Annotated in this window: 16 protein-coding genes; 8 read left to right on the forward strand and 8 right to left on the reverse strand. The window is 42.4% G+C overall.

Going from position 1 to position 18572, the window contains the following annotated elements; genetic code table 11:
* Positions 1-2: 2 nt before the first annotated feature.
* The 5 genes from ACFOSV_RS14490 to ACFOSV_RS14510 all read left to right on the forward strand — a co-directional run bounded on the left by ACFOSV_RS14490 (position 3) and on the right by ACFOSV_RS14510 (position 7770).
* Positions 3-2381 carry a S9 family peptidase gene (locus ACFOSV_RS14490; RefSeq protein ID WP_377906743.1) on the forward strand — a complete coding sequence of 793 codons (2379 nt, stop codon included), beginning with the start codon at positions 3-5 and terminating at the stop codon, positions 2379-2381.
* 4 nt (positions 2382-2385) lie between these two features.
* A complete protein-coding gene (gene ggt / locus ACFOSV_RS14495) occupies positions 2386-4098 on the forward strand; it encodes a gamma-glutamyltransferase (RefSeq protein ID WP_377906744.1) in 1713 nt (570 codons plus the stop codon).
* A gap of 111 nt (positions 4099-4209) precedes the next feature.
* A complete protein-coding gene (gene mnmA, locus ACFOSV_RS14500; RefSeq protein WP_377906745.1) occupies positions 4210-5421 on the forward strand; it encodes a tRNA 2-thiouridine(34) synthase MnmA in 1212 nt (403 codons plus the stop codon).
* Positions 5422-5431: 10 nt separating this feature from the next.
* Positions 5432-6157: a pseudouridine synthase gene (locus ACFOSV_RS14505; RefSeq protein WP_377906746.1), complete on the forward strand. Its 726-nt coding sequence runs from the start codon at positions 5432-5434 to the stop codon at positions 6155-6157.
* 137 nt (positions 6158-6294) lie between these two features.
* Complete coding sequence (locus ACFOSV_RS14510; protein WP_377906747.1) at positions 6295-7770, forward strand: M28 family peptidase; 1476 nt, start codon at positions 6295-6297, stop codon at positions 7768-7770.
* 70 nt (positions 7771-7840) lie between these two features.
* On the opposite strand, the gene ACFOSV_RS14515 is transcribed toward ACFOSV_RS14510, so the two are convergent.
* From ACFOSV_RS14515 to ACFOSV_RS14530, 4 genes are all read right to left on the reverse strand, one after another.
* The gene (locus tag ACFOSV_RS14515) at positions 7841-9130 is read right to left on the reverse strand and encodes a NupC/NupG family nucleoside CNT transporter (RefSeq protein WP_377906748.1); all 1290 of its coding nucleotides are present in this window, start codon (positions 9128-9130) and stop codon (positions 7841-7843) included.
* Between the two features lie 76 nt (positions 9131-9206).
* Entirely contained in the window at positions 9207-9803 is a 597-nt protein-coding gene (locus ACFOSV_RS14520) for a bifunctional nuclease domain-containing protein (RefSeq protein ID WP_377906749.1), read from the reverse strand.
* Between the two features lie 5 nt (positions 9804-9808).
* Positions 9809-10777 carry an electron transfer flavoprotein subunit alpha/FixB family protein gene (locus ACFOSV_RS14525; protein ID WP_377906750.1) on the reverse strand — a complete coding sequence of 323 codons (969 nt, stop codon included), beginning with the start codon at positions 10775-10777 and terminating at the stop codon, positions 9809-9811.
* Between the two features lie 35 nt (positions 10778-10812).
* Complete coding sequence (locus ACFOSV_RS14530) at positions 10813-11550, reverse strand: electron transfer flavoprotein subunit beta/FixA family protein (protein WP_377906751.1); 738 nt, start codon at positions 11548-11550, stop codon at positions 10813-10815.
* A 75-nt stretch (positions 11551-11625) separates the two neighbouring features.
* Between ACFOSV_RS14530 and ACFOSV_RS14535 the strand changes: the two genes are divergently transcribed.
* A complete protein-coding gene (locus ACFOSV_RS14535) occupies positions 11626-11958 on the forward strand; it encodes a tetratricopeptide repeat protein (protein ID WP_377906752.1) in 333 nt (110 codons plus the stop codon).
* On the opposite strand, the gene ACFOSV_RS14540 is transcribed toward ACFOSV_RS14535, so the two are convergent.
* Entirely contained in the window at positions 11955-13130 is a 1176-nt protein-coding gene (locus tag ACFOSV_RS14540) for a patatin-like phospholipase family protein (protein ID WP_377906753.1), read from the reverse strand. The two genes, ACFOSV_RS14535 and ACFOSV_RS14540, sit on opposite strands and share 4 nt — an antisense overlap.
* A gap of 88 nt (positions 13131-13218) precedes the next feature.
* Between ACFOSV_RS14540 and ACFOSV_RS14545 the strand changes: the two genes are divergently transcribed.
* Positions 13219-13698: a hypothetical protein gene (locus tag ACFOSV_RS14545; RefSeq protein ID WP_377906754.1), complete on the forward strand. Its 480-nt coding sequence runs from the start codon at positions 13219-13221 to the stop codon at positions 13696-13698.
* On the opposite strand, the gene ACFOSV_RS14550 is transcribed toward ACFOSV_RS14545, so the two are convergent.
* From ACFOSV_RS14550 to ACFOSV_RS14560, 3 genes are all read right to left on the reverse strand, one after another.
* Positions 13695-14693 carry a zinc-binding dehydrogenase gene (locus tag ACFOSV_RS14550; protein ID WP_377906755.1) on the reverse strand — a complete coding sequence of 333 codons (999 nt, stop codon included), beginning with the start codon at positions 14691-14693 and terminating at the stop codon, positions 13695-13697. The genes ACFOSV_RS14545 and ACFOSV_RS14550 overlap by 4 nt on opposite strands.
* A gap of 3 nt (positions 14694-14696) precedes the next feature.
* On the reverse strand, positions 14697-16277 hold the full coding sequence (gene dnaB, locus ACFOSV_RS14555) for a replicative DNA helicase (protein WP_377906756.1): 1581 nt from the start codon (positions 16275-16277) through the stop codon (positions 14697-14699).
* 99 nt (positions 16278-16376) lie between these two features.
* Complete coding sequence (locus ACFOSV_RS14560; RefSeq protein ID WP_377906757.1) at positions 16377-17084, reverse strand: lycopene cyclase domain-containing protein; 708 nt, start codon at positions 17082-17084, stop codon at positions 16377-16379.
* A gap of 131 nt (positions 17085-17215) precedes the next feature.
* Here ACFOSV_RS14560 and ACFOSV_RS14565 point away from each other — a divergent pair, with 131 nt between their 5' ends.
* Positions 17216-18571 carry a UDP-N-acetylmuramate--L-alanine ligase gene (locus tag ACFOSV_RS14565; RefSeq protein WP_377906758.1) on the forward strand — a complete coding sequence of 452 codons (1356 nt, stop codon included), beginning with the start codon at positions 17216-17218 and terminating at the stop codon, positions 18569-18571.
* The last annotated feature ends 1 nt before the right edge of the window (position 18572 follow it).

Genomic DNA, 18572 nt, shown 5'->3' on the forward strand with positions numbered 1-18572 from the left:
TCATGAGAAAAATTTTACTAGCAGTCCTAGCACTGGCAGTCACTAGCATTTCTTTTGCCCAGCAAAGCACGCTCAGCGTTGAATACATTATGCGTGATCCATCCTGGATGGGTACTTTCCCCTCCTCTCCCTATTGGTCTGAGGATGGTAAAAGCATATATTTTCGATATAACCTTGCTGGAGACCCTGCTGACTCACTTTACAAAATTGAGCTGAACCAAATCGATCAAATCCAGAAGGTGCAATGGAATGAGGCCAAGGACTCACGTGGTAAAAGCGGAGAATATTCTCAGGACAAAAAGAGTCGAATTTATCGAGAACAAAATAAGTTGATGCTCGAAACAGTCAAAACAGGAGATGTAGAAATACTTTTGGAATGGCCAGATGCCATGAGTAACCCTTATTTTCTTTTTGATGAAAGTAAAATCGCCTTTAGCTCTTCAGATAATATTTATGTCTTTGACCGAAATACTGGAAAGGCTAGCAAAGTCACCAACATCAAATCGGGGTCGAAACAATCCGAATCTTCTTCCAGCTCATCCAGCGGTACAACTAAAGGATTTGTGGAAAGCGAAAATTTAGCCCTTATCCAAATACTACAAGAAAGAGCTAAAAAAGACAGTCTCAGCAAGGTATATCGAGAATCCATCAAAGAGATGCATGAAGAAGAGGAATATGCCTTTTATACTGCCGGAAAAAACCTTTCCAACTTAACCTTATCGCCTGATGCTAGATTTGCTACGTTTAGTGTGTTCAAACGTACTAGCAATCCTCCAACAGCAGTCCCTGACTATTTGGATGCATCAGGGTATACCAAAGATCTTCGAGCTAGGTCTAAAGTAGGTACGGAGCCTTCGGAGATAGAAATAGGCTTTTATGATTTAGCTAACGATACGGTTTTTTACCTCAACACCTCTACCCTTGAAGGGATCCAAGATTTGCCAGATTATGTGAAAGATTACCCTGACAAAGAATGGGAAGTAAAAGATCGTGATGTTTATCTTTCTGGTCCCTACTTTTCGCCTGACGGCAAAAGTGCTGTGGTGGTGGTTCGCTCGCTTGACAATAAGGATCGCTGGATCGCACAGGTGAATTTCGAAAATGGAGATTTAAAAACGCTAGATCGGCAGCGTGATGAAGCTTGGATCTCAGGCCCTGGGATTGGCTGGACATTTTCCGCAGGTGAATTTGGTTGGCTTCCCGACAGCGAGCACATCTACTTTCAATCAGAAGAAAGCGGCTATTCACATCTCTATTTGCTGAATGTAAACAACGGCAAAAAGACTGCACTAACTAGCGGTGAATTCGAGGTCTTTGATCCATTCCTATCCAAGGATAAAAAGAGCTGGTATCTGACTACTTCTGAAGTAGATCCCGGAGAGAGACATTTTTACCGAATGCCAGTGATGGGCGGGAAAATGGAAAAATTAACCAACATGACTGGTGAAAACCAAGCGTATTTGTCCCCAGACGAATCCAAAATGGTCATTCTTCATTCTTACAGCAATACACCTCCAGAGCTGTATTTGAAGGACCTAAACAAGAAAAATAGCGAAGTTATAAAGCTGACCAGCGGTCAAAGTGAGGAATTTAAGTCCTACAATTGGCGAGACCCAGAGATTGTAAGATTTGAAGCTCGAGATGGTGCCATGGTACCTGCGAGACTCTACACACCTGATCCAGCCAAGAAAAATGGGGCCGCCGTAATCTTCGTCCATGGGGCCGGATATCTTCAAAATGCACACAAATGGTGGAGTAGCTACTTCCGAGAATATATGTTTCATAATCTTCTAACCGATTTGGGATACACTGTTCTAGATATCGATTACCGAGCAAGTGCCGGGTATGGAAGAGATTGGCGAACAGGAATATATCGACACATGGGCGGCAAGGACCTTTCGGATCAGATTGATGGAGCAAAATTCTTGGTGGAGCAGCAGGGTATCGATAAAGACAGACTGGGAATTTATGGTGGAAGCTATGGAGGGTTTATCACCTTAATGGCACTATTTACTGAGCCTGATGTATTTAAAGCAGGCGCTGCTCTTCGTTCGGTTACGGATTGGGCACATTACAATCACGGTTACACTGCCAATATTTTGAATACACCCGAAGAGGACCCAATTGCCTATCGTCGTTCCTCTCCTATTTATTTTGCCGAAGGCTTGAAAAATCATCTTTTGATCGCACATGGTATGGTTGACGTTAATGTTCATTTTCAGGATGTAGTGAGACTTTCCCAGCGATTGATCGAACTAGAAAAAGATAACTGGGAAATGGCAGTTTATCCTGGGGAAGATCACGGTTTTGTAGAGCCTTCTTCTTGGACTGATGAGTATAAGCGAATCTTAAAGCTATTCAATAACACCCTTCTCGACTAAGACTATGCCTCCTTTCACTCTTAAACGGCTCCTTCTATTTTTCTTTTTATGCGTCTTATTTGTGGCCTGCGGCCCAAAGGAGACACCTCAACAGGAAATTAAACGTGGTCTTGTCACCGAAAAGGCGATGGTGGTTTCCGCCAAAGAAGAAGCCTCAGCAATAGGCGTAGAAATCATGCGAAAAGGTGGAAACGCCTTTGATGCAATGATGGCCACTGAAATGGCCCTAGCTGTCACTTACCCATTTGCAGGGAATCTTGGAGGCGGAGGCTTTATGGTGTACAGGATGGCAGATGGAAGCACTGGAGGTCTAGATTATCGAGAAAAAGCTCCTGGTGCTGCAGATCGCGACATGTACCTAGACGAAAATGGAAATATCATTCCTGGATTGAGTACTCAAGGGGCATTGGCTTCTGGAGTTCCTGGGACCATTGCAGGGATTTTTGAAGCGCAAAAACGATTTGGCAAATTAACTCCAAAAGAAATTCTTGAGCCAGTGATTGAGTTGGCGAAAAAAGGCTTTTTGGTAAGTGAATATCAGGCTGCAAGCTTTGATGGACTTCGAGAAACCTTTATTAAGATGAATGGAGAAGATACTTTTTACGCCAAACCTTACGCCGCTGGAGATACATTGAAGATACCTATTTTGGCAGAAACCCTACAGCGAATTGCAGAAAATGGTCGAGAGGAATTTTACTCAGGACAAACTGCCGATATGCTCGTGGATCATATGACCGAAATCGGCGGAATCATTACTAAGGAGGATTTAGCTGATTATCAAGCTGTTTGGAGAGATCCTATTGTTTTCGATTACCGTGGAGTAAAAGTGATTTCCATGTCTCCTCCTAGCTCAGGAGGCGTGACTATAGCCCAGATTCTGCGAATGATTGAACCTTATCAATTATCGGATTATGGGCATCATTCAGAAAATCATATTCAACTCCTGGTAGAAGCTGAAAGAAGAGCTTATGCCGACCGGAATTATTATTTAGGAGATCCCGATTTTGTAGAAATCCCCATTGACGACTTACTTAATCAAGACTATCTCAATGATCGAATGAGTTCATTCAACTGGGAAGAAGCGACCAAGTCTGAGGACATCGCTGAGGGCGCAATCGTGTTTTCTGAAAGTATGGAAACGACCCACTACTCTATCGTAGATGCTGAAGGAAACGCCGTTTCAGTGACCACGACCTTAAATGGCGCTTACGGATCGAAGGTATTCATTGACGATTTGGGCTTTTTCATGAATAATGAAATGGATGATTTCAGCTCAAAGGCTGGCGAGCCAAATATGTTCGGTTTGATAGGTGCAGAGGCCAATAGCATTCAGCCTGGAAAGCGCATGCTAAGCTCCATGACTCCTACTATCATAGAAAAAGACGGTGAACTTTTAATGGTTGTTGGCACTCCAGGAGGTTCGACTATTATAACATCGGTGGCGCAGGTCATTTGTAACGTGGTGGATTTTGGAATGGGAATGCAACAAGCCGTGAATGCTCCGAGATTCCATCATCAATGGCTTCCTGATTTGGTGACATTTGAGCCAAATTCCTTCGATAGCACCTTGATTCAAGGGTTGAAAAAGAAAGGATACATCATTCGTGAAGATATTAGTCGAATCATTGGTAAGGTGGATGCTATTTTGGTTTTACCGGATGGAAAACTGGAAGGTGGAGCTGATCCTCGAGGAGATGATACGGCCGTTGGTTTCTAATCAAATTCTAATGAAGAAGGCTACCTTTGCTGACGGAACCAAACGACCTGTCGTGGATGTTTCCCACTTGATTAACCTAATGGACCTTTAATCCATTACCAATACATCAGCATGCAAAAGAAAAAAAGAGTCGTTGTCGGCCTTTCAGGCGGCGTCGACAGTTCAGTGGCTGCCCACTTGCTTATCGAGCAGGGATATGAAGTCATTGGGATGTTTATGAAAAACTGGCATGACGAATCCGTTACCATTTCCAATGAATGTCCTTGGATGGAAGATTCTACAGATGCCATGCTCGTAGCAGAAAAGCTAGGAATTCCCTTTCAGGCCATTGACCTGAGTGTAGAATACAAAGACAGAATCGTTGATTATATGTTTTCAGAATACAAGGCTGGGAGAACACCAAATCCTGATATTCTTTGCAATCGCGAGATTAAATTTGACATTTTCTTAAAAGCAGCAGAAAAGCTTAAAGCGGACTTTGTGGCTACTGGACATTACTGTCAGCGTGGGGAAATCAGTAAAGTGGGCAAAACGGTTTATCAACTACTTGCGGGAGCCGATCCAAATAAAGATCAAAGCTACTTCCTCTGTCAGCTCGATCAGAATCAATTGAGCAAAGCTCTTTTCCCAATTGGGCATTTGCAAAAATCAGAGGTTCGAGAAATTGCCAAATCTCTTGATCTTATCACTGCAGACAAAAAAGATAGTCAAGGACTTTGCTTTATTGGAAAAGTGAGGCTTCCAGACTTTCTTCAGCAGCAGTTGAAGCCGAAAAAGGGGAAAATTATCGATATCCCTGCTGATCTTCCCATGCTTCAAAAGTATGCAGTTCCGGCAGGAATAGACTTAGAGGATTTAAGTTCGGAGGAATTGGATAACATCGCATTGCCCTTATCCTTCAATGAAAATCAAGGCAAAGTCCTGGGAGAACACAATGGGGCTCACTTCTTTACTGTTGGGCAGAGAAAAGGGCTAAAAGTGGGTGGAACAGGCCTTCCACTTTTCGTAATCGCCACAGATACGAAGCAGAATGTGATTTACACTGGTCTTGGTGAAACGCATCCCGGCTTGCTACGCCATGCTCTTTTTGTGAAAAATGAAGAGGTTCATTGGATCCGTGAAGATTTGAAGCTTTCTAATGGTGAAGTCGCCACCTATCAAGCTAGAATTCGTTACAGACAGCCACTGGTTGAAGCCAAGCTGATTCAAAAAGAAAATGGACTTTATGTTTTTTTCAGCACTCCCCAAAAAGGAATTGCCGCAGGACAGTTTGTAGCTTGGTATGATGGAGAAGAGTGCATCGGATCAGGAACCATCGCCTAATCCGGCTAGCATGAGACCACTTCACATTATTTATGAGGATGAAAGCCTAGTGGCTATCAATAAGCCATCTGGGCTTTTGGTCCATCGAACCAAAATCGCAGCCGAGGAAACTGAATTCGCCTTACAAATTCTTCGAGATCAAATTGGCAGTTGGGTCTCCCCTATCCATAGATTGGACCGGCCGACTAGTGGAGTTTTACTTTTTTCAAAAAACCCTGAGCTCATGCCTTCTTTAAAGCAGCAGTTCGAAGAAAGAAAGGCTGAAAAAGTATATTGGGCGATCTGTCGCGGAATTCCTGCACAAAAATATGGCAAAATCGATTACGCATTAACGAGTGAGTATTCGAATAATCGTCAGGAAGCCTTATCGAATTACAAAGTCATCTCCGAATGTGAAATACCTTTTGATACTACAGGAAGATACCCTACGAGTCGGTATTCCTTGATCGAAGTCAAGCCTGAAACTGGCCGCACTCATCAAATCAGAAAACATTTGGCCCATTTGCGTCACTACATTATCGGAGATAAAAAGCATGGGGACAACAAACAAAATCATTTTTTCGAGCAACAATTTGGCTTAAAGCATTTGCTGCTTCATTCAAAAAGCTTGAGCATTACGCATCCTATTTCTGGTAATCAAATTCTTTTCACAGCTGATCCACCTGTTCATTTTGTAAAAATTACGACTGACTTATCACTTTCCTTACCAAAAGATGCGAGTCAAAAACTGGCATAATTGTCAAAATGAGCTATTTTAGCCAACCCTTAAAAACAAACAGATGAAATCGAGCATGACCCAAAATGACGCACAGAGGCATGATTATAATGCTTGCGAAGATTCCCTATGTCCTTTAGAAAACAAATTATAATCATATGAAAAAAACACTACTTGGCCTAGCTATTTTACTAGGCTCTGTCTCCGTCACTCTGGGACAAAAGAAAAAAATTGAAAAGAGATTTGATCGGGCTGAAGCAGAAGCTCATATTACCTATTTGGCATCAGATGAGCTCAAAGGTCGGGATCCTGCAAGGCCAGAAATGAAATTAGCGATAGATTACATCGCTGGTGAATTTGAGAAATATGGTATTAAAACCGTTCCAGGGGCTGATGGATATTTCCAGAATATCCCTTTTGTACTTTCTTCTCCCCCTAAATCAGGATCTCTGAAACTGGGTGAATCCACTTTCAACCAAAAAGAATCCATGCTGGTTTTGGATGGAACTTCCGTCACTGGCGACTTCGAATTGGTTGATCTTGGCTATGGTTTGGCTGAGGATTACAAAGGAAAAGACGTTAAAGGCAAAATCGTGGTCACCAATCTCGGTGCTCCAGATCGAATGAGCCCAGCACAGCTTTTTGCTGTAGGTCGTGAAAAAGTGGCTCTAGCTTCTGAAAATGGTGCAGCAGGCATCATTGAGATGTACAATATTCCTTCCATCCCTTGGCAATTAATCGCTAATTACTTGAGTTCTGATCAAATGAGCCTTGATCAAGGCGCTGCAAGTAAACTACCTTATATCTGGGTGAAAGATTTACAAAATGACACCAAAAATGCAGTTGCAAAAGGAGAAATTAAATCAGTAAGCCTCAACATCCAAGGCAAAACACAAAAGCCTATTGATGGCAAAAATATTCTAGGCTGGGTGGAAGGAACAGATAAAAACTTGAAATCTGAGTTTGTGATGCTTTCTGCTCACTATGATCACGTGGGTGTGGGTACTCCAGATGCCTCTGGCGACAGTATCTACAATGGAGCAAGAGACAATGCCATCGGCACGGTATCAGTCATCAATGCCGCTAAATACTTCGCCAAAAACCCACCGAAACGTTCTATTCTATTTGCACTATGGACTGCTGAGGAAAAAGGCTTATTGGGAAGTGCATACTATGCCGAAAACCCACTTTTGCCTCTTGAGCAAATGGTTTATAACCTGAATATCGATGGAGCTGGATATAATGATACATCTGTGATCACTGTGATTGGTTTGACTCGAACTACTGAAATGGCTACCCTTGAAAAGGCCACTGAAGCTTTTGGACTCAAGGCTATCGAAGATCCAGCGCCTGAGCAAGGTCTTTTTGATCGTTCAGATAATGTAAGCTTCGCGAAAAAGGGAATCCCTGCACCTACTTTCAGTTTGGGCTTTACTTCGTTCGATGATGAAATCAACAAGTATTATCACAAAGCCGCAGACGAAGTGGATAGTATCGACATGGATTATGCAGTGAAATATTGGAAAGCTTACATCTACGCTGCTGAAATGATTGCTGACAACAAGAGCAAGCCTTTCTGGCTTCCAAATGATAAATACGAAGCTGTTGGTAAAAGTCTTTATGGCTTAGAGTAGACGTTCCCTTACTACAAAAAAAGTCAGCATTTTCCGATGCTGACTTTTTTTGTTCTTTGGAAGTAGTCAATTAACCATTAAAGAGCATGCCTGCTAGAGTAGCAGTCATCAAGCAGGCCAGAGAGGCTGCTAGCAAAGCTTTTAAACCCAACCTACTTAAATTCCCTTGTTGGTTTGGTGCGATGATACTAATACCGCCCAATTGAATGGCAATGGACGAAAAGTTGGAAAAGCCACAAAGGGCATACGTAGCAATTACGATGGATTTTGGACTTAAAGTCCCAGCTGCTTGCATCTCAGAAAGGCTCAAATAGGCCACAAATTCGTTGATTACAGTTTTTTGCCCTAGCAAACTCCCTACCTGAAGTGTGTCAACCCACTCCACTCCTATCACCCAAGCGAACAATCGGAATACCTGACCAAAAATATACTCTAAAGAAAAGCCGGCAAACTGTCCACCCGTGGTTCTTGATACCCAAGCATTTAACCCCGTGTAATCCCCAATTAAGCCAGTTAGCACGAAATTAACCGCGGCGATTACAGCAATAAATGCCAAAAGCATAGCACCTACATTAAGGGCAAGTTTCAAGCCTTCTGACGCTCCTATAGACATGGCGTCAATCAAGTTGACTCCCATGCTTTCCTCGTTCACTTGAAGTTTTTCATCGATCACTTCTTTTTCCACTTCAGGAATAAAAATCTTAGACATCACAATGGCTGCAGGAGCATTCATTATACTTGCCCCTAATAAATAAGCCGCAAATTTGGTTTGTTCCTCCAAGCTATCCCCTCCAAGAAAGGCCACGTATCCAGCCAAAACACCTCCTGCGATGGTGGCCATCCCCCCTGTCATCAGGCACATGAGTTCAGATTTACTCATGGTAGGAATAAAAGGCCGAACTAATAAAGGAGCTTCGGTTTGACCTAGAAATATATTTCCTGCTGCTGAAAGGGATTCAGGGCCAGAAAGTCTCATGGTTCTAGACATCACCCAGGCAATACCAAAAACCACCTTTTGCAATACACCTAAGTAGTAGAGCCCAGCAGATACCGTAGAAAAGAAGATGATGGTTGGGAGCACTTGAAAGGCGAAGATAAAGCCAAAGCTATCGGTGGCTAGATCACCAAAAATAAACGTTGCACCATCCTGACTAAAGCTCAGAAACTTCACAAAACCTTGACTAAGAAGGGCAAATCCTTTGGCTACAAAGGGAACTTGCGTAATCAAAAAACCAAATACCAGCTGTAAGCCTACGCCTATAGCTACGAGCCTCCAGTCAATCTTCTTTTTGTTACTTGAAAAAATAAAAGCCACCAAAATGATGACTACAATTCCAAATCCACCTCTAATAAAATCCATAGCTTAATTTCCAGCGAGCTCCAAAAATAAGTAACCTACCCCTAACAAAAAAGCTCGGCTTTCGCCGAGCTTTAAATTAGTTACGCTTATTTATTTCATCTCGAATTCTCGCTGCTTTCTCGTAGTCTTCATCGCTGATGGCTTTATCCAGCATCTGATTGAGACGATCTAGGCTATAATCTTTGAGACCAGGATCCTTTTTGGGAGTACTTTGACGCTCTGACTTACTCTGAGCCACCTTTTCCTCTGCTTTATCTTCCTCGGTAAATTCCAGAGCAGCTTCACTCATCACCTTCTCAGCGCAGAAAATAGGGCTTTCAAATCGGACCGCAATGGCGATCGCATCCGAGGGCCTAGAGTCTATCACTACATCTCCCAAATCGGTGTGTCCATGAATTTTGGCGTAAAAAACACCTTCCTTCATATCTGAAATCACAATCCGGTCCAGATGGAAATTGAAACTTGTTGCGAAAGATTTAAAGAGATCATGAGTCATGGGACGATTGGGAACGATCTTTTCGATCTCAATCGCAATCGCCTGAGCTTCAAACATACCAATCACAATAGGCAATCGTCTTGCTCCTTCGGTTTCACCAAGTACAAGGGTAAATGACCCTGATTGTGAGTGATTTGATGATAATCCTAAAATCTCTAGTTCAACGAGTTTTTCCACAAAAATTAAAGTTCAGCTTTGAGTGCCTCGGTAAGTTTTGGAACTACATCAAATGCATCTCCAACAATACCGTAATCGGCTGCTTTGAAAAATGGCGCTTCCGGATCTTTATTGATCACCACTATACATTTGGAAGAGTTCACGCCTGCAAGGTGCTGAATTGCTCCGGAAATTCCGATCGCAATATATAAAGTTGGCGCAACTTTTACGCCTGTTTGTCCAACGTGTTCGTGGTGAGGTCTCCATCCAATATCAGAAACTGGCTTTGAACAACCTGTCGCTGCACCGAGAGTTTTAGCCATTTCTTCTATCATTCCCCAGTTTTCTGGTCCTTTCATACCTCTTCCGCCAGAAACAACAATATCTGCTTCAGGAAGCAAAACTTCACCCGTAGCACGTTCTGTTGCGGTTATTTTCGAGGCAAAATCACTTTCATCTATAGTGACCGCAAACTCCTCAACACTCGCAGCTCCGCCGTCTGTTTTAAGATCGATTGCATTCTTCTTTACTGCCAATATTTTATTTTCAGTGGTAAGCGCGGTCTCTGCGAAGGCTTTTCCGGTATAAATACTTCTTTTCACCAAATACTCCCCTGAAGTCTGAGGAAGCTCTACCACGTTTGAAACTAATCCAGCATTAAGCTTGATGGCCAATCGAGCTGCAACAGCATCGCCCAAAGAAGACTTGGCCAATACCAATGTCTTAGCGCCAATATTTTGGAAAGCCTGAGCCACCGCTGAGGCATGAGCTTGGATCACTCCTGCACTTAGTCTGTCGTCCGATACATGAAGCACTTTATCTGCTCCAGCCGTACCCGCATGGGCCAAAGCATCATTATCTATTGCACCTAAAGCCACGGCTACAACGTCGCCTTCACCAGTTTGATCAGCAAGAGCCTTGGCAAATGAAACAGCCTCAAGGCTAGTCTTTTTTACTTGTCCTTCCGAGTGTTCTATATATACTAAAATTGACATAATATCTTGATTTTTAATTTTTTAAAACTTTTGAATTAAAGTACTTTTGCCTCATTCTTGAGCAATTGTACCAGCTCTCCCACATTATCCTTGTCCACTAGTTTTACACTTCCTTTAGCTGGTGGTAACGCGAAGGACTTGGTCTCAGCTTGAGTCGAATCACTCACGGGCCCCACTACATTCATTGGCTTTGATCTGGCAGACATGATTCCTCTCATATTTGGAATTTTCCATTCTGCAATTGGCTCTTGGCAACCTGCTATCAAAGGCAAATTAGCCTCAAGATTTTCTTTACCACCTTCGATTTCTCTGGACATTTTTACTGATGTTCCTTCCACATCTAGTTTCATCACTGGAGAAAAACTTGGCATTCCAAGAAGTTCACCAACCATTCCGTGAACCATACCCCCATTGAAATCAATAGATTCTCGTCCCATCAGAATCAAATCGTAACCTCCCTCTTTGGCATAGTGCGCAATCTGTTGAGCTACATAAAAAGAATCCTTGGGATCTGTATTCACTCGGATCGCGTCATCAGCTCCAATGGCTAATGCTTTTCTCAAGGTTGGTTCGGTTTCCGCTCCACCTACATTCAAAACGGTTAATTTTCCACCCGTTTGATCTCTCAATTCCACCGCTCGAGCTAAGGCATAATCATCGTATGGTCCGATGATAAATTGCACTCCTGTAGTGTCAAACTTGGTGTTATTATCAGTAAACTGAATCTTTGAGGTCGTGTCTGGTACGTGGGTGATACAAACAAGAATCTTCATTGGTTTAGATTTAAATAATTTTAGATTTATTTCACGTGAAATTAACAGTCACTAAGTAATTAAAAAAACTATTCGATGAGCAATTTAAATCGTTTGCAGGCCTTGAAGCAATTTTGTGAAGAAGAACCCCAAAATCCTTTCAATTGGTATGCATTAGCATTGGAATATGAATCCATCGATCCCTCTCAAACAGAAAATCTATTTAATCAACTCTTAAAGGATCACGAAAGTTATCTACCTACTTACTTTCCTGCTGCTCATTTTTTTGCTTCTCAGAATAATTTGGATAAAGCCCTGCAAATATTTGAGGATGGAATCAAACTTGCCCATAGTCAAAATGAAAGTAAAACTGCCAAAGAACTTTCGAGTGCTTTGGAAATTTTCAAATTCGAAAACGATCTGGATTAAGTGATTTTAAATGATTCGGGAAAATGCTTTTGATCCAACTCCTGTGCACCAGCAGCTAAACCTAGATCATACAAAGCCTGGCAGTTTTTCGCATTATCCATAGCTGCTAGACTATCAATATCCTTTTGGGTATATGGCTTTGAAGGCTTAAAGCGCTTATTCATCTCGTCCACATCCAAGGTTACATTATACCTTAAATAATGGAGCAGAGGCTCTCTTTTGCCTTTCCCGAAGCCCAAAAGATCACCATCCAGATCTCCTGACTCCCCATCAATATGCTGAGCCGTGGGTGAATTAGAAAGCCACTGGAGCACTTTCTGGTTTTGCCAACTGGCATCCTGCATAAGCATTTCTGGAAGTTCTGCCGCCCAATTTAAAAGATGGTTTTTTTGAATCTTTTTTGGCAATCGTTTCCATTTGGTCATTCCCGTTCCCACAGAAGCCAGTAGGATTTTATCCTCTCCCATTTCCCATTTGAAGGGAAAACCTGAAAGTGTAGCCACCATTAGCAGTTTCAACGCCGGATTATTTGCCATACTCACACCCCCATCCACAAACGCAGCCTGTCCCATATCTCCGCCCACATCGATGGATTGAGGAAGAAAATAGGTTGGAGCGGCTGCACTAGCTCGGACAGCCTTCCAGATAGGGATACTCCCATTTTTTCCATGTTCTGAATCGAAATATTTTCCATCGGGATGGTTCAGCAGCGGCCAGACACTATTGGTATCTGCCCTTTTGGCCACGATACAAAGACCAGTTTTTAGCGCATGGCTGTCTCCCAAGGTCAAATCACCAAAAACACCCTGAAGCTCCTCATCTAGAGCCTTATGGTCATATCGTGCCTTCATTAGGTCATCGATTTCAAAAATTCTATACCACTTATATTTTCTTCCAAAAATCTTAGTACCAAGCTCAAAATACTTTTGCTTAATCTCATCTACACTCATCCCTATCGCCAAAGCAGAAGCAATGATGGAGCCGGTACTCGTCCCTCCGATCAGGTCAAAATAATCGGATAGCAACAATTCATTATTTTTATGCTGCTTGCGCAAAAGATCTTCCAAGTGTTTTAGGTAACCCAAAGAAAGTGCACCCCGAATTCCTCCACCATCCAAGGCTAAAATACGTTTGGGACCTGAGCTTTTTAATTTTTCTTTAAAAGTTTTCATGGTATAAAAATCAAAGTGAAAATTAGTAAACAGATTGATTATCAATTTAGTAAATTCCAGCATCAGTTGAAACTCACCTTAGCAACTCATGAAAAGCCAACAAGAAGTACTTGCCCAACTTTTACCCATCATGGAAAAAAATGGGAGCTGCTTTCAGAAATTTTTAAAGATCAAAGCGAAGCCAGCTGACGTCGGGAGTTGGGTAATTACCAAAACAAATGATGGTATTGAGACAAAAAATCAAGCAAAGCCAGGTGATTGGCTGGTGGAAAATCAGACTGAAGCAAAAGAACGGTATTTAGTTAACGAGAAATTTTTTGAGGAGAAGTATAGCTTTCTCGAGAAAAGAGGCGAATGGGGGATCTATTCCCCAAAGGGCAAAATCTTAGCAGTTGAATTCAATGAAAAATTAGGGAATAAAAATCTTCCAAAGCAATTGGTTTTCGAAGCCCCCTGGGGAGAAAAAATGCGACTTCGAATTGGAGACTATCTCGTTTGCCCCTTGGATAAAAGCGAAATCTACAGGATCGCTCAGAAAGAATTCCTAGAGACTTATCAGCCTTGTTAGGGTTTTAAGACAATTTTTCCCAATTGCTTTCCATCTCTCATCCGATCAAAAGCCGTTACAGCCTCTTCAAAGGAAAAAACCTGATCAACAAGTGGCTTGATTCTATGTTTGCTCACGAACTCGAGCATTTCAAGGAAATCCTGATCACTTCCCATTGTTGAACCCTTGATATTCAACTGATTCCAAAAAATCCTTCTGGCGTCGAGTTGACTTGGATTTCCTCCCGTGGCACCATAAAAAACCACCGTGCCTCCAGTATTACATACTTTCAATAAATCTGAAAAGGAATCGCCTGCTGCTCCATCTATAATCACATCAAAGCCCCCTGCAATACTTTTAGCTTCATTCACCCAGTTTGCATCTCGGTAATCAAATCCAGCCTTCGCCCCTAAAGATCTCGCTTTTTCAATCTTAGCTGGACTGCTACTACTCACATAAACCTCACCTTCCGCTGCAATAGCAAACTGCGTAGCAAACTGAGCAACTCCTCCACCAAATCCTGTAACCAAAACTTTTTGCCCTTTTATAAGCCCTGCCCGATAAAAAAGAGCACGAAATGCCGTAAGTCCTGCGAGTGGTAAGGCGGCAGCTTCCTCCCAATTGAGGTGGGCTGGCTTTTCATGAAGTCGATCAGCGGGTACAAGCACATTTTCCGCCAAGGTTCCATCTCTTGGAATTCCTAGAATTTCAAAGTCTGCAGATTGAGCTTTTTGGTCATTTCCCCAGTTGATACTTGGGTTAATGATGACTTCCTTTCCGATCCAATCCTTGGAAACCTGATCACCGGCCTCTTTTACAATTCCAGCACCATCTGACCCTAGAATCACACCATCCCTAAGATTAGGATACAGGCCTTTCCTAGCCCATTCATCACGGTGATTGAGTGCAGCAGCTTTGATCTTCACCAAGACTTCTTTGGCTCCTACGGCTTTGGATGAAACTGACTTAAGTTCAATCTTGTCTGGAAGTGCTCTATTGAGCGTAATAGCTCTCATTTATTAAAAATTTGAAGGTCCGTTGGAATCAAAGTCGATTTCGTCCTCATCATCATTGTTCACCTTACTTTGATAGCTCACAGTAGTGCCCTTGTCAAAGTTGCTGTAACCTGAAGACTCTCTTGGAAGTGAATTACCATATGGCTTGGCCGCCCCAAAGTCCGACATGTTGACGGTTTCGTAGTCCACAAATTTGGTATACTGACCAATGAATTTCAGGTGAACGCTTCCAAGCGAACCATTTCTATGCTTAGCAATAATCACTTCCCCAAGTCCAGCTGAATTGATGGTCTGTCCATCCATGTCCACTTCATGAAGCCCGTAATATTCTGGTCGGTAGAGGAACATAACCATATCAGCATCTTGCTCTATGGAACCTGATTCTCTCAAGTCAGAAAGCTGTGGCTTCTTATCTCCTCCTCTGGTTTCCACCGCTCTAGATAGCTGTGAAAGCGCAATAACGGGCACATTCAATTCTTTAGCGAGCTTTTTCAACGCTCGAGAAATACTGGCAATTTCCTGCTCACGGTTTCCTCCACCTCCTTTAGAATCTCCAGACATCAACTGCAAATAATCAATTACGATCATCTGGATATCGTGCTGTGCCTTCAGTTTTCTACACTTGGCTCGAAGTTCTAGGATGGACAAAGCAGGTGTGTCATCCACGAAAAGTGGTGCCTTGGATAATTTTGCGGTCTTGTGAACCAATTGCTCCCACTCGTGATTTTCGAGGGAGCCTTTCTTAATTTTTTCAGAACTCAATTCTGCTTCTGCACTGATCAATCGATTCACCAATTGGACAGAAGACATTTCCAGTGAAAAAATAACTACTGGCTTATCATGATCCACAGCGGCATTTCTAAGGACAGAAAGTACGAAAGCCGTTTTACCCATCGCAGGTCTAGCAGCGATAATCACCAAATCGGACTTTTGCCAACCCGAAGTCACTCGGTCAAGCGCCGTGAAACCTGATGGAACTCCAGTGAGACCATCCTTTTGAGTTTTTCGGATCTCCATCTCCATGATAGCTTCTCGCATGATGGACTTCATATCCGAGTAATTCTTTCGGATATTCTTTTCTGAGATTTGAAAGAGCGATTGTTCCATTTTATCCAAAAGCTCAAAAACGTCCGTAGTTTCCTCAAAAGCATCCTTTTGAATTTCAGACGCAATTTGGATCAACTCTCGCTTGATTGCCTGCTCGGTGATGATTCTGGCGTGGTACTCAATATTAGCAGCAGAAGCCACCTTCGAAGTGAGCTCTGTAATGTAAAAAGCACCTCCTGCTATTTCCAAAGCCCCATTTCTTCGCAACTGGGCAGTAACAGTAAGTAAATCAATCGGCTGTGAATCAGTAAAAAGATCCAGAATAGCCTGAAAAATGACCTGATGAGAATCTTTATAAAAACTCTCCACTTTAAGAATATCGATCACATTGGTAAGTGCATCTTTCTCGAGCATCAAAGCTCCGAGTACTGCTTCCTCAAGGTCTGTGGCTTGTGGTGGAATCTTTCCGATGGTATTTGGAAACTCTAAACCTGGTTTTTTTCGGGTGGTTCTTACTGATTTTTGGTTTTCTGCCATGTTACAAATGTATCTTCTTTTACACCAAACTTTTGAACAAGTTGTACACCATTTTTCCACAGCCCGAGGAAAACGGTTTCAAATCGTCTGGGTAATATTTTAAACGCTTTTGGCTGGTGTTTCCTTGTAATAAACGCCATTTCTATAGCCTCTGAACATACTGCAGAGCATTGCCCAGGTAAAATGCCAAAGCATTTCGGAAAGTGGAATATTAGCAATACGAATCCCGAGCAAGGGTTTATCGTCTAGCATTCCATACTCATCCCAGAAATGCGGGAAAAGTAAATTGAAATTAATATAGTAAATCAAAAAGGAAATCGCTCCCGTGGCTATCGCCGAAATCCAGCTGAGTTTGATCAGATCTGGACGTTGGAACCAAATGTAAACCGAAAGCAAAAAGAAAGTAATGAAGGTGACGTAGCCAGAGTGAATCCCAAAGCCCATACTGAAGACCGTCAAGCTTCCTATCCCTGTGATGAAAATCCAGAAGAAGTCTCGGTACTTTGGTTTGGTTTGCTTTTCGTAGTCGATCTCGCGCTTGGTGAAAGAGGAATAAATGTATCCACCCACTCCAAACATGGCAAAACCTATGATATAATCTTCGATGCCGGGGATACCTTGTCCAAAAAGTGTAGGTGGACGCCAGTAGTCCCGAAAATACCAAACTTCGGCCACCACTCCCATTAAGCCACCCACAGCTCCGACCTTGATCATTCCTCGCTTAAATGGGCTCTTAATAAACACCACCGTCCAAGCGATCATATATAGTAAAGAAAGTATAAGGTAAGCGTACTTATCGGGGAGCATAGTTGAATTTTGGCTCGAAATTAAGACAAAAACTAGAGCACCAAAAAAAATGATCATTAAAGCTTTATTTGATCTTTGCTCCCAACATTTATTTTTATGTTTGAACCTCTTAAACTAAACCAACCCGCAAAATGAAAAAGTATCACTTTATCGCTGTAGGAGGTGCTGTCATGCACAACTTGGCTCTGGCTCTAGTCAAAAAAGGCTACCAAGTCACAGGCTCTGACGATGAAATATATGAACCCTCCAAGTCACGACTCGCAAAAGCTGGAATTCTCCCAGAAAAATATGGATGGTTTGAAGAAAAAATTCACTCGGGTCTCGATGGGATTATCCTTGGGATGCATGCTCGCATCGATAATCCCGAATTGATTAAGGCTCAAGAATTGGGGATTCCTGTCTATTCCTTTCCAGAATTCATCTATAATCAAAGCCAGAACAAAACACGAGTGGTCATAGCTGGATCACACGGAAAAACCTCCATTACTTCCATCATTTTGCATGTCTTGAAGGATCAAAATGTGGATTTTGATTATTTGGTTGGAGCGCAAATCGAAGGTTTCGACCTAATGGTGAGGCTCTCGAATGCTCCAATTATCATCATCGAAGGAGATGAGTATCTCACTTCACCACTCGATCGGACTCCTAAATTTTTTCATTACAAACACGATATCGCACTTGTGAGTGGAATAGCTTGGGATCACTTCAACGTCTTCCCAGATTTTGATGAATATAAAGATCAGTTTCGGAAGTTTGTTGACCTTACCCCAGCAGACGGCACTTTGATTTACTGTGAAACTGATCCTTTGGTCAAGGAAATTAGTTTGGTCTCTCCTACTGCAGGCAAAAAAATTCCATACCACGCTCATCCTTCAGAAATTAAGCAAGGCAAGACTACCTTGATCACTGACAATGGACCGGTTTCCATACAAATTTTCGGAGAACACAATCTGCAAAATCTTCAGGGAGCACTACATGTTTGTGATGCTCTAGGGATTTCCTCCGAGCGTTTTTATGAAAGTCTACAAACCTTCAAAGGTGCTGCGAAGCGCATGGAATTGATTAAAAAGAAAGGAAACTCGCATCTCTTCAGAGACTTTGCACATGCCCCATCAAAATTGCAGGCTACTACCAATGCGGTTAAGAATCAATTTCCCCAAACCAAATTAATAGCAGTACAGGAACTCCACACTTATTCGTCTCTAAACAAAGATTTCTTACCAAACTATAAGGGCACCATGGATCTCGCAGATGTGGCGATTGTCTATCTCAATCCGCATGCTGCTGCAATGAAGAGACTCGAATTGATGGATGAAAATACGCTTCGGGAGGGCTTTGGGAGAAAAGACCTTATCTTGTTCACCGATAGCGCAAAGCTGAAAGAATTTTTGCTTGCCAAAGACTACCAGAATACCAATTTATTACTAATGAGTTCTGGAAATTACGATAACATGGATCTGGAAGAGATCAAAACCAAATTTGACTGAA

The organism is Algoriphagus namhaensis, assembly GCF_042649705.1.
Lineage (GTDB): Bacteria > Bacteroidota > Bacteroidia > Cytophagales > Cyclobacteriaceae > Algoriphagus > Algoriphagus namhaensis.

Bases quoted from the DNA above. Each gene is read 5' to 3' on its own strand.
- ACFOSV_RS14510 (WP_377906747.1), top strand. From the start codon at position 6,295: ATGAAAAAAACACTACTTGGCCTAGCTATTTTACTAGGCTCTGTCTCC.
- ACFOSV_RS14535 (WP_377906752.1), top strand. From the start codon at position 11,626: ATGAGCAATTTAAATCGTTTGCAGGCCTTGAAGCAATTTTGTGAAGAA.
- ACFOSV_RS14560 (WP_377906757.1), bottom strand. From the start codon at position 17,084: ATGCTCCCCGATAAGTACGCTTACCTTATACTTTCTTTACTATATATG.
- mnmA (WP_377906745.1), top strand. From the start codon at position 4,210: ATGCAAAAGAAAAAAAGAGTCGTTGTCGGCCTTTCAGGCGGCGTCGAC.
- ACFOSV_RS14565 (WP_377906758.1), top strand. From the start codon at position 17,216: ATGAAAAAGTATCACTTTATCGCTGTAGGAGGTGCTGTCATGCACAAC.
- ACFOSV_RS14540 (WP_377906753.1), bottom strand. From the start codon at position 13,130: ATGAAAACTTTTAAAGAAAAATTAAAAAGCTCAGGTCCCAAACGTATT.
- ACFOSV_RS14525 (WP_377906750.1), bottom strand. From the start codon at position 10,777: ATGTCAATTTTAGTATATATAGAACACTCGGAAGGACAAGTAAAAAAG.
- ACFOSV_RS14545 (WP_377906754.1), top strand. From the start codon at position 13,219: ATGAAAAGCCAACAAGAAGTACTTGCCCAACTTTTACCCATCATGGAA.
- ACFOSV_RS14505 (WP_377906746.1), top strand. From the start codon at position 5,432: ATGAGACCACTTCACATTATTTATGAGGATGAAAGCCTAGTGGCTATC.
- ACFOSV_RS14550 (WP_377906755.1), bottom strand. From the start codon at position 14,693: ATGAGAGCTATTACGCTCAATAGAGCACTTCCAGACAAGATTGAACTT.
- dnaB (WP_377906756.1), bottom strand. From the start codon at position 16,277: ATGGCAGAAAACCAAAAATCAGTAAGAACCACCCGAAAAAAACCAGGT.
- ggt (WP_377906744.1), top strand. From the start codon at position 2,386: ATGCCTCCTTTCACTCTTAAACGGCTCCTTCTATTTTTCTTTTTATGC.
- ACFOSV_RS14490 (WP_377906743.1), top strand. From the start codon at position 3: ATGAGAAAAATTTTACTAGCAGTCCTAGCACTGGCAGTCACTAGCATT.
- ACFOSV_RS14515 (WP_377906748.1), bottom strand. From the start codon at position 9,130: ATGGATTTTATTAGAGGTGGATTTGGAATTGTAGTCATCATTTTGGTG.
- ACFOSV_RS14530 (WP_377906751.1), bottom strand. From the start codon at position 11,550: ATGAAGATTCTTGTTTGTATCACCCACGTACCAGACACGACCTCAAAG.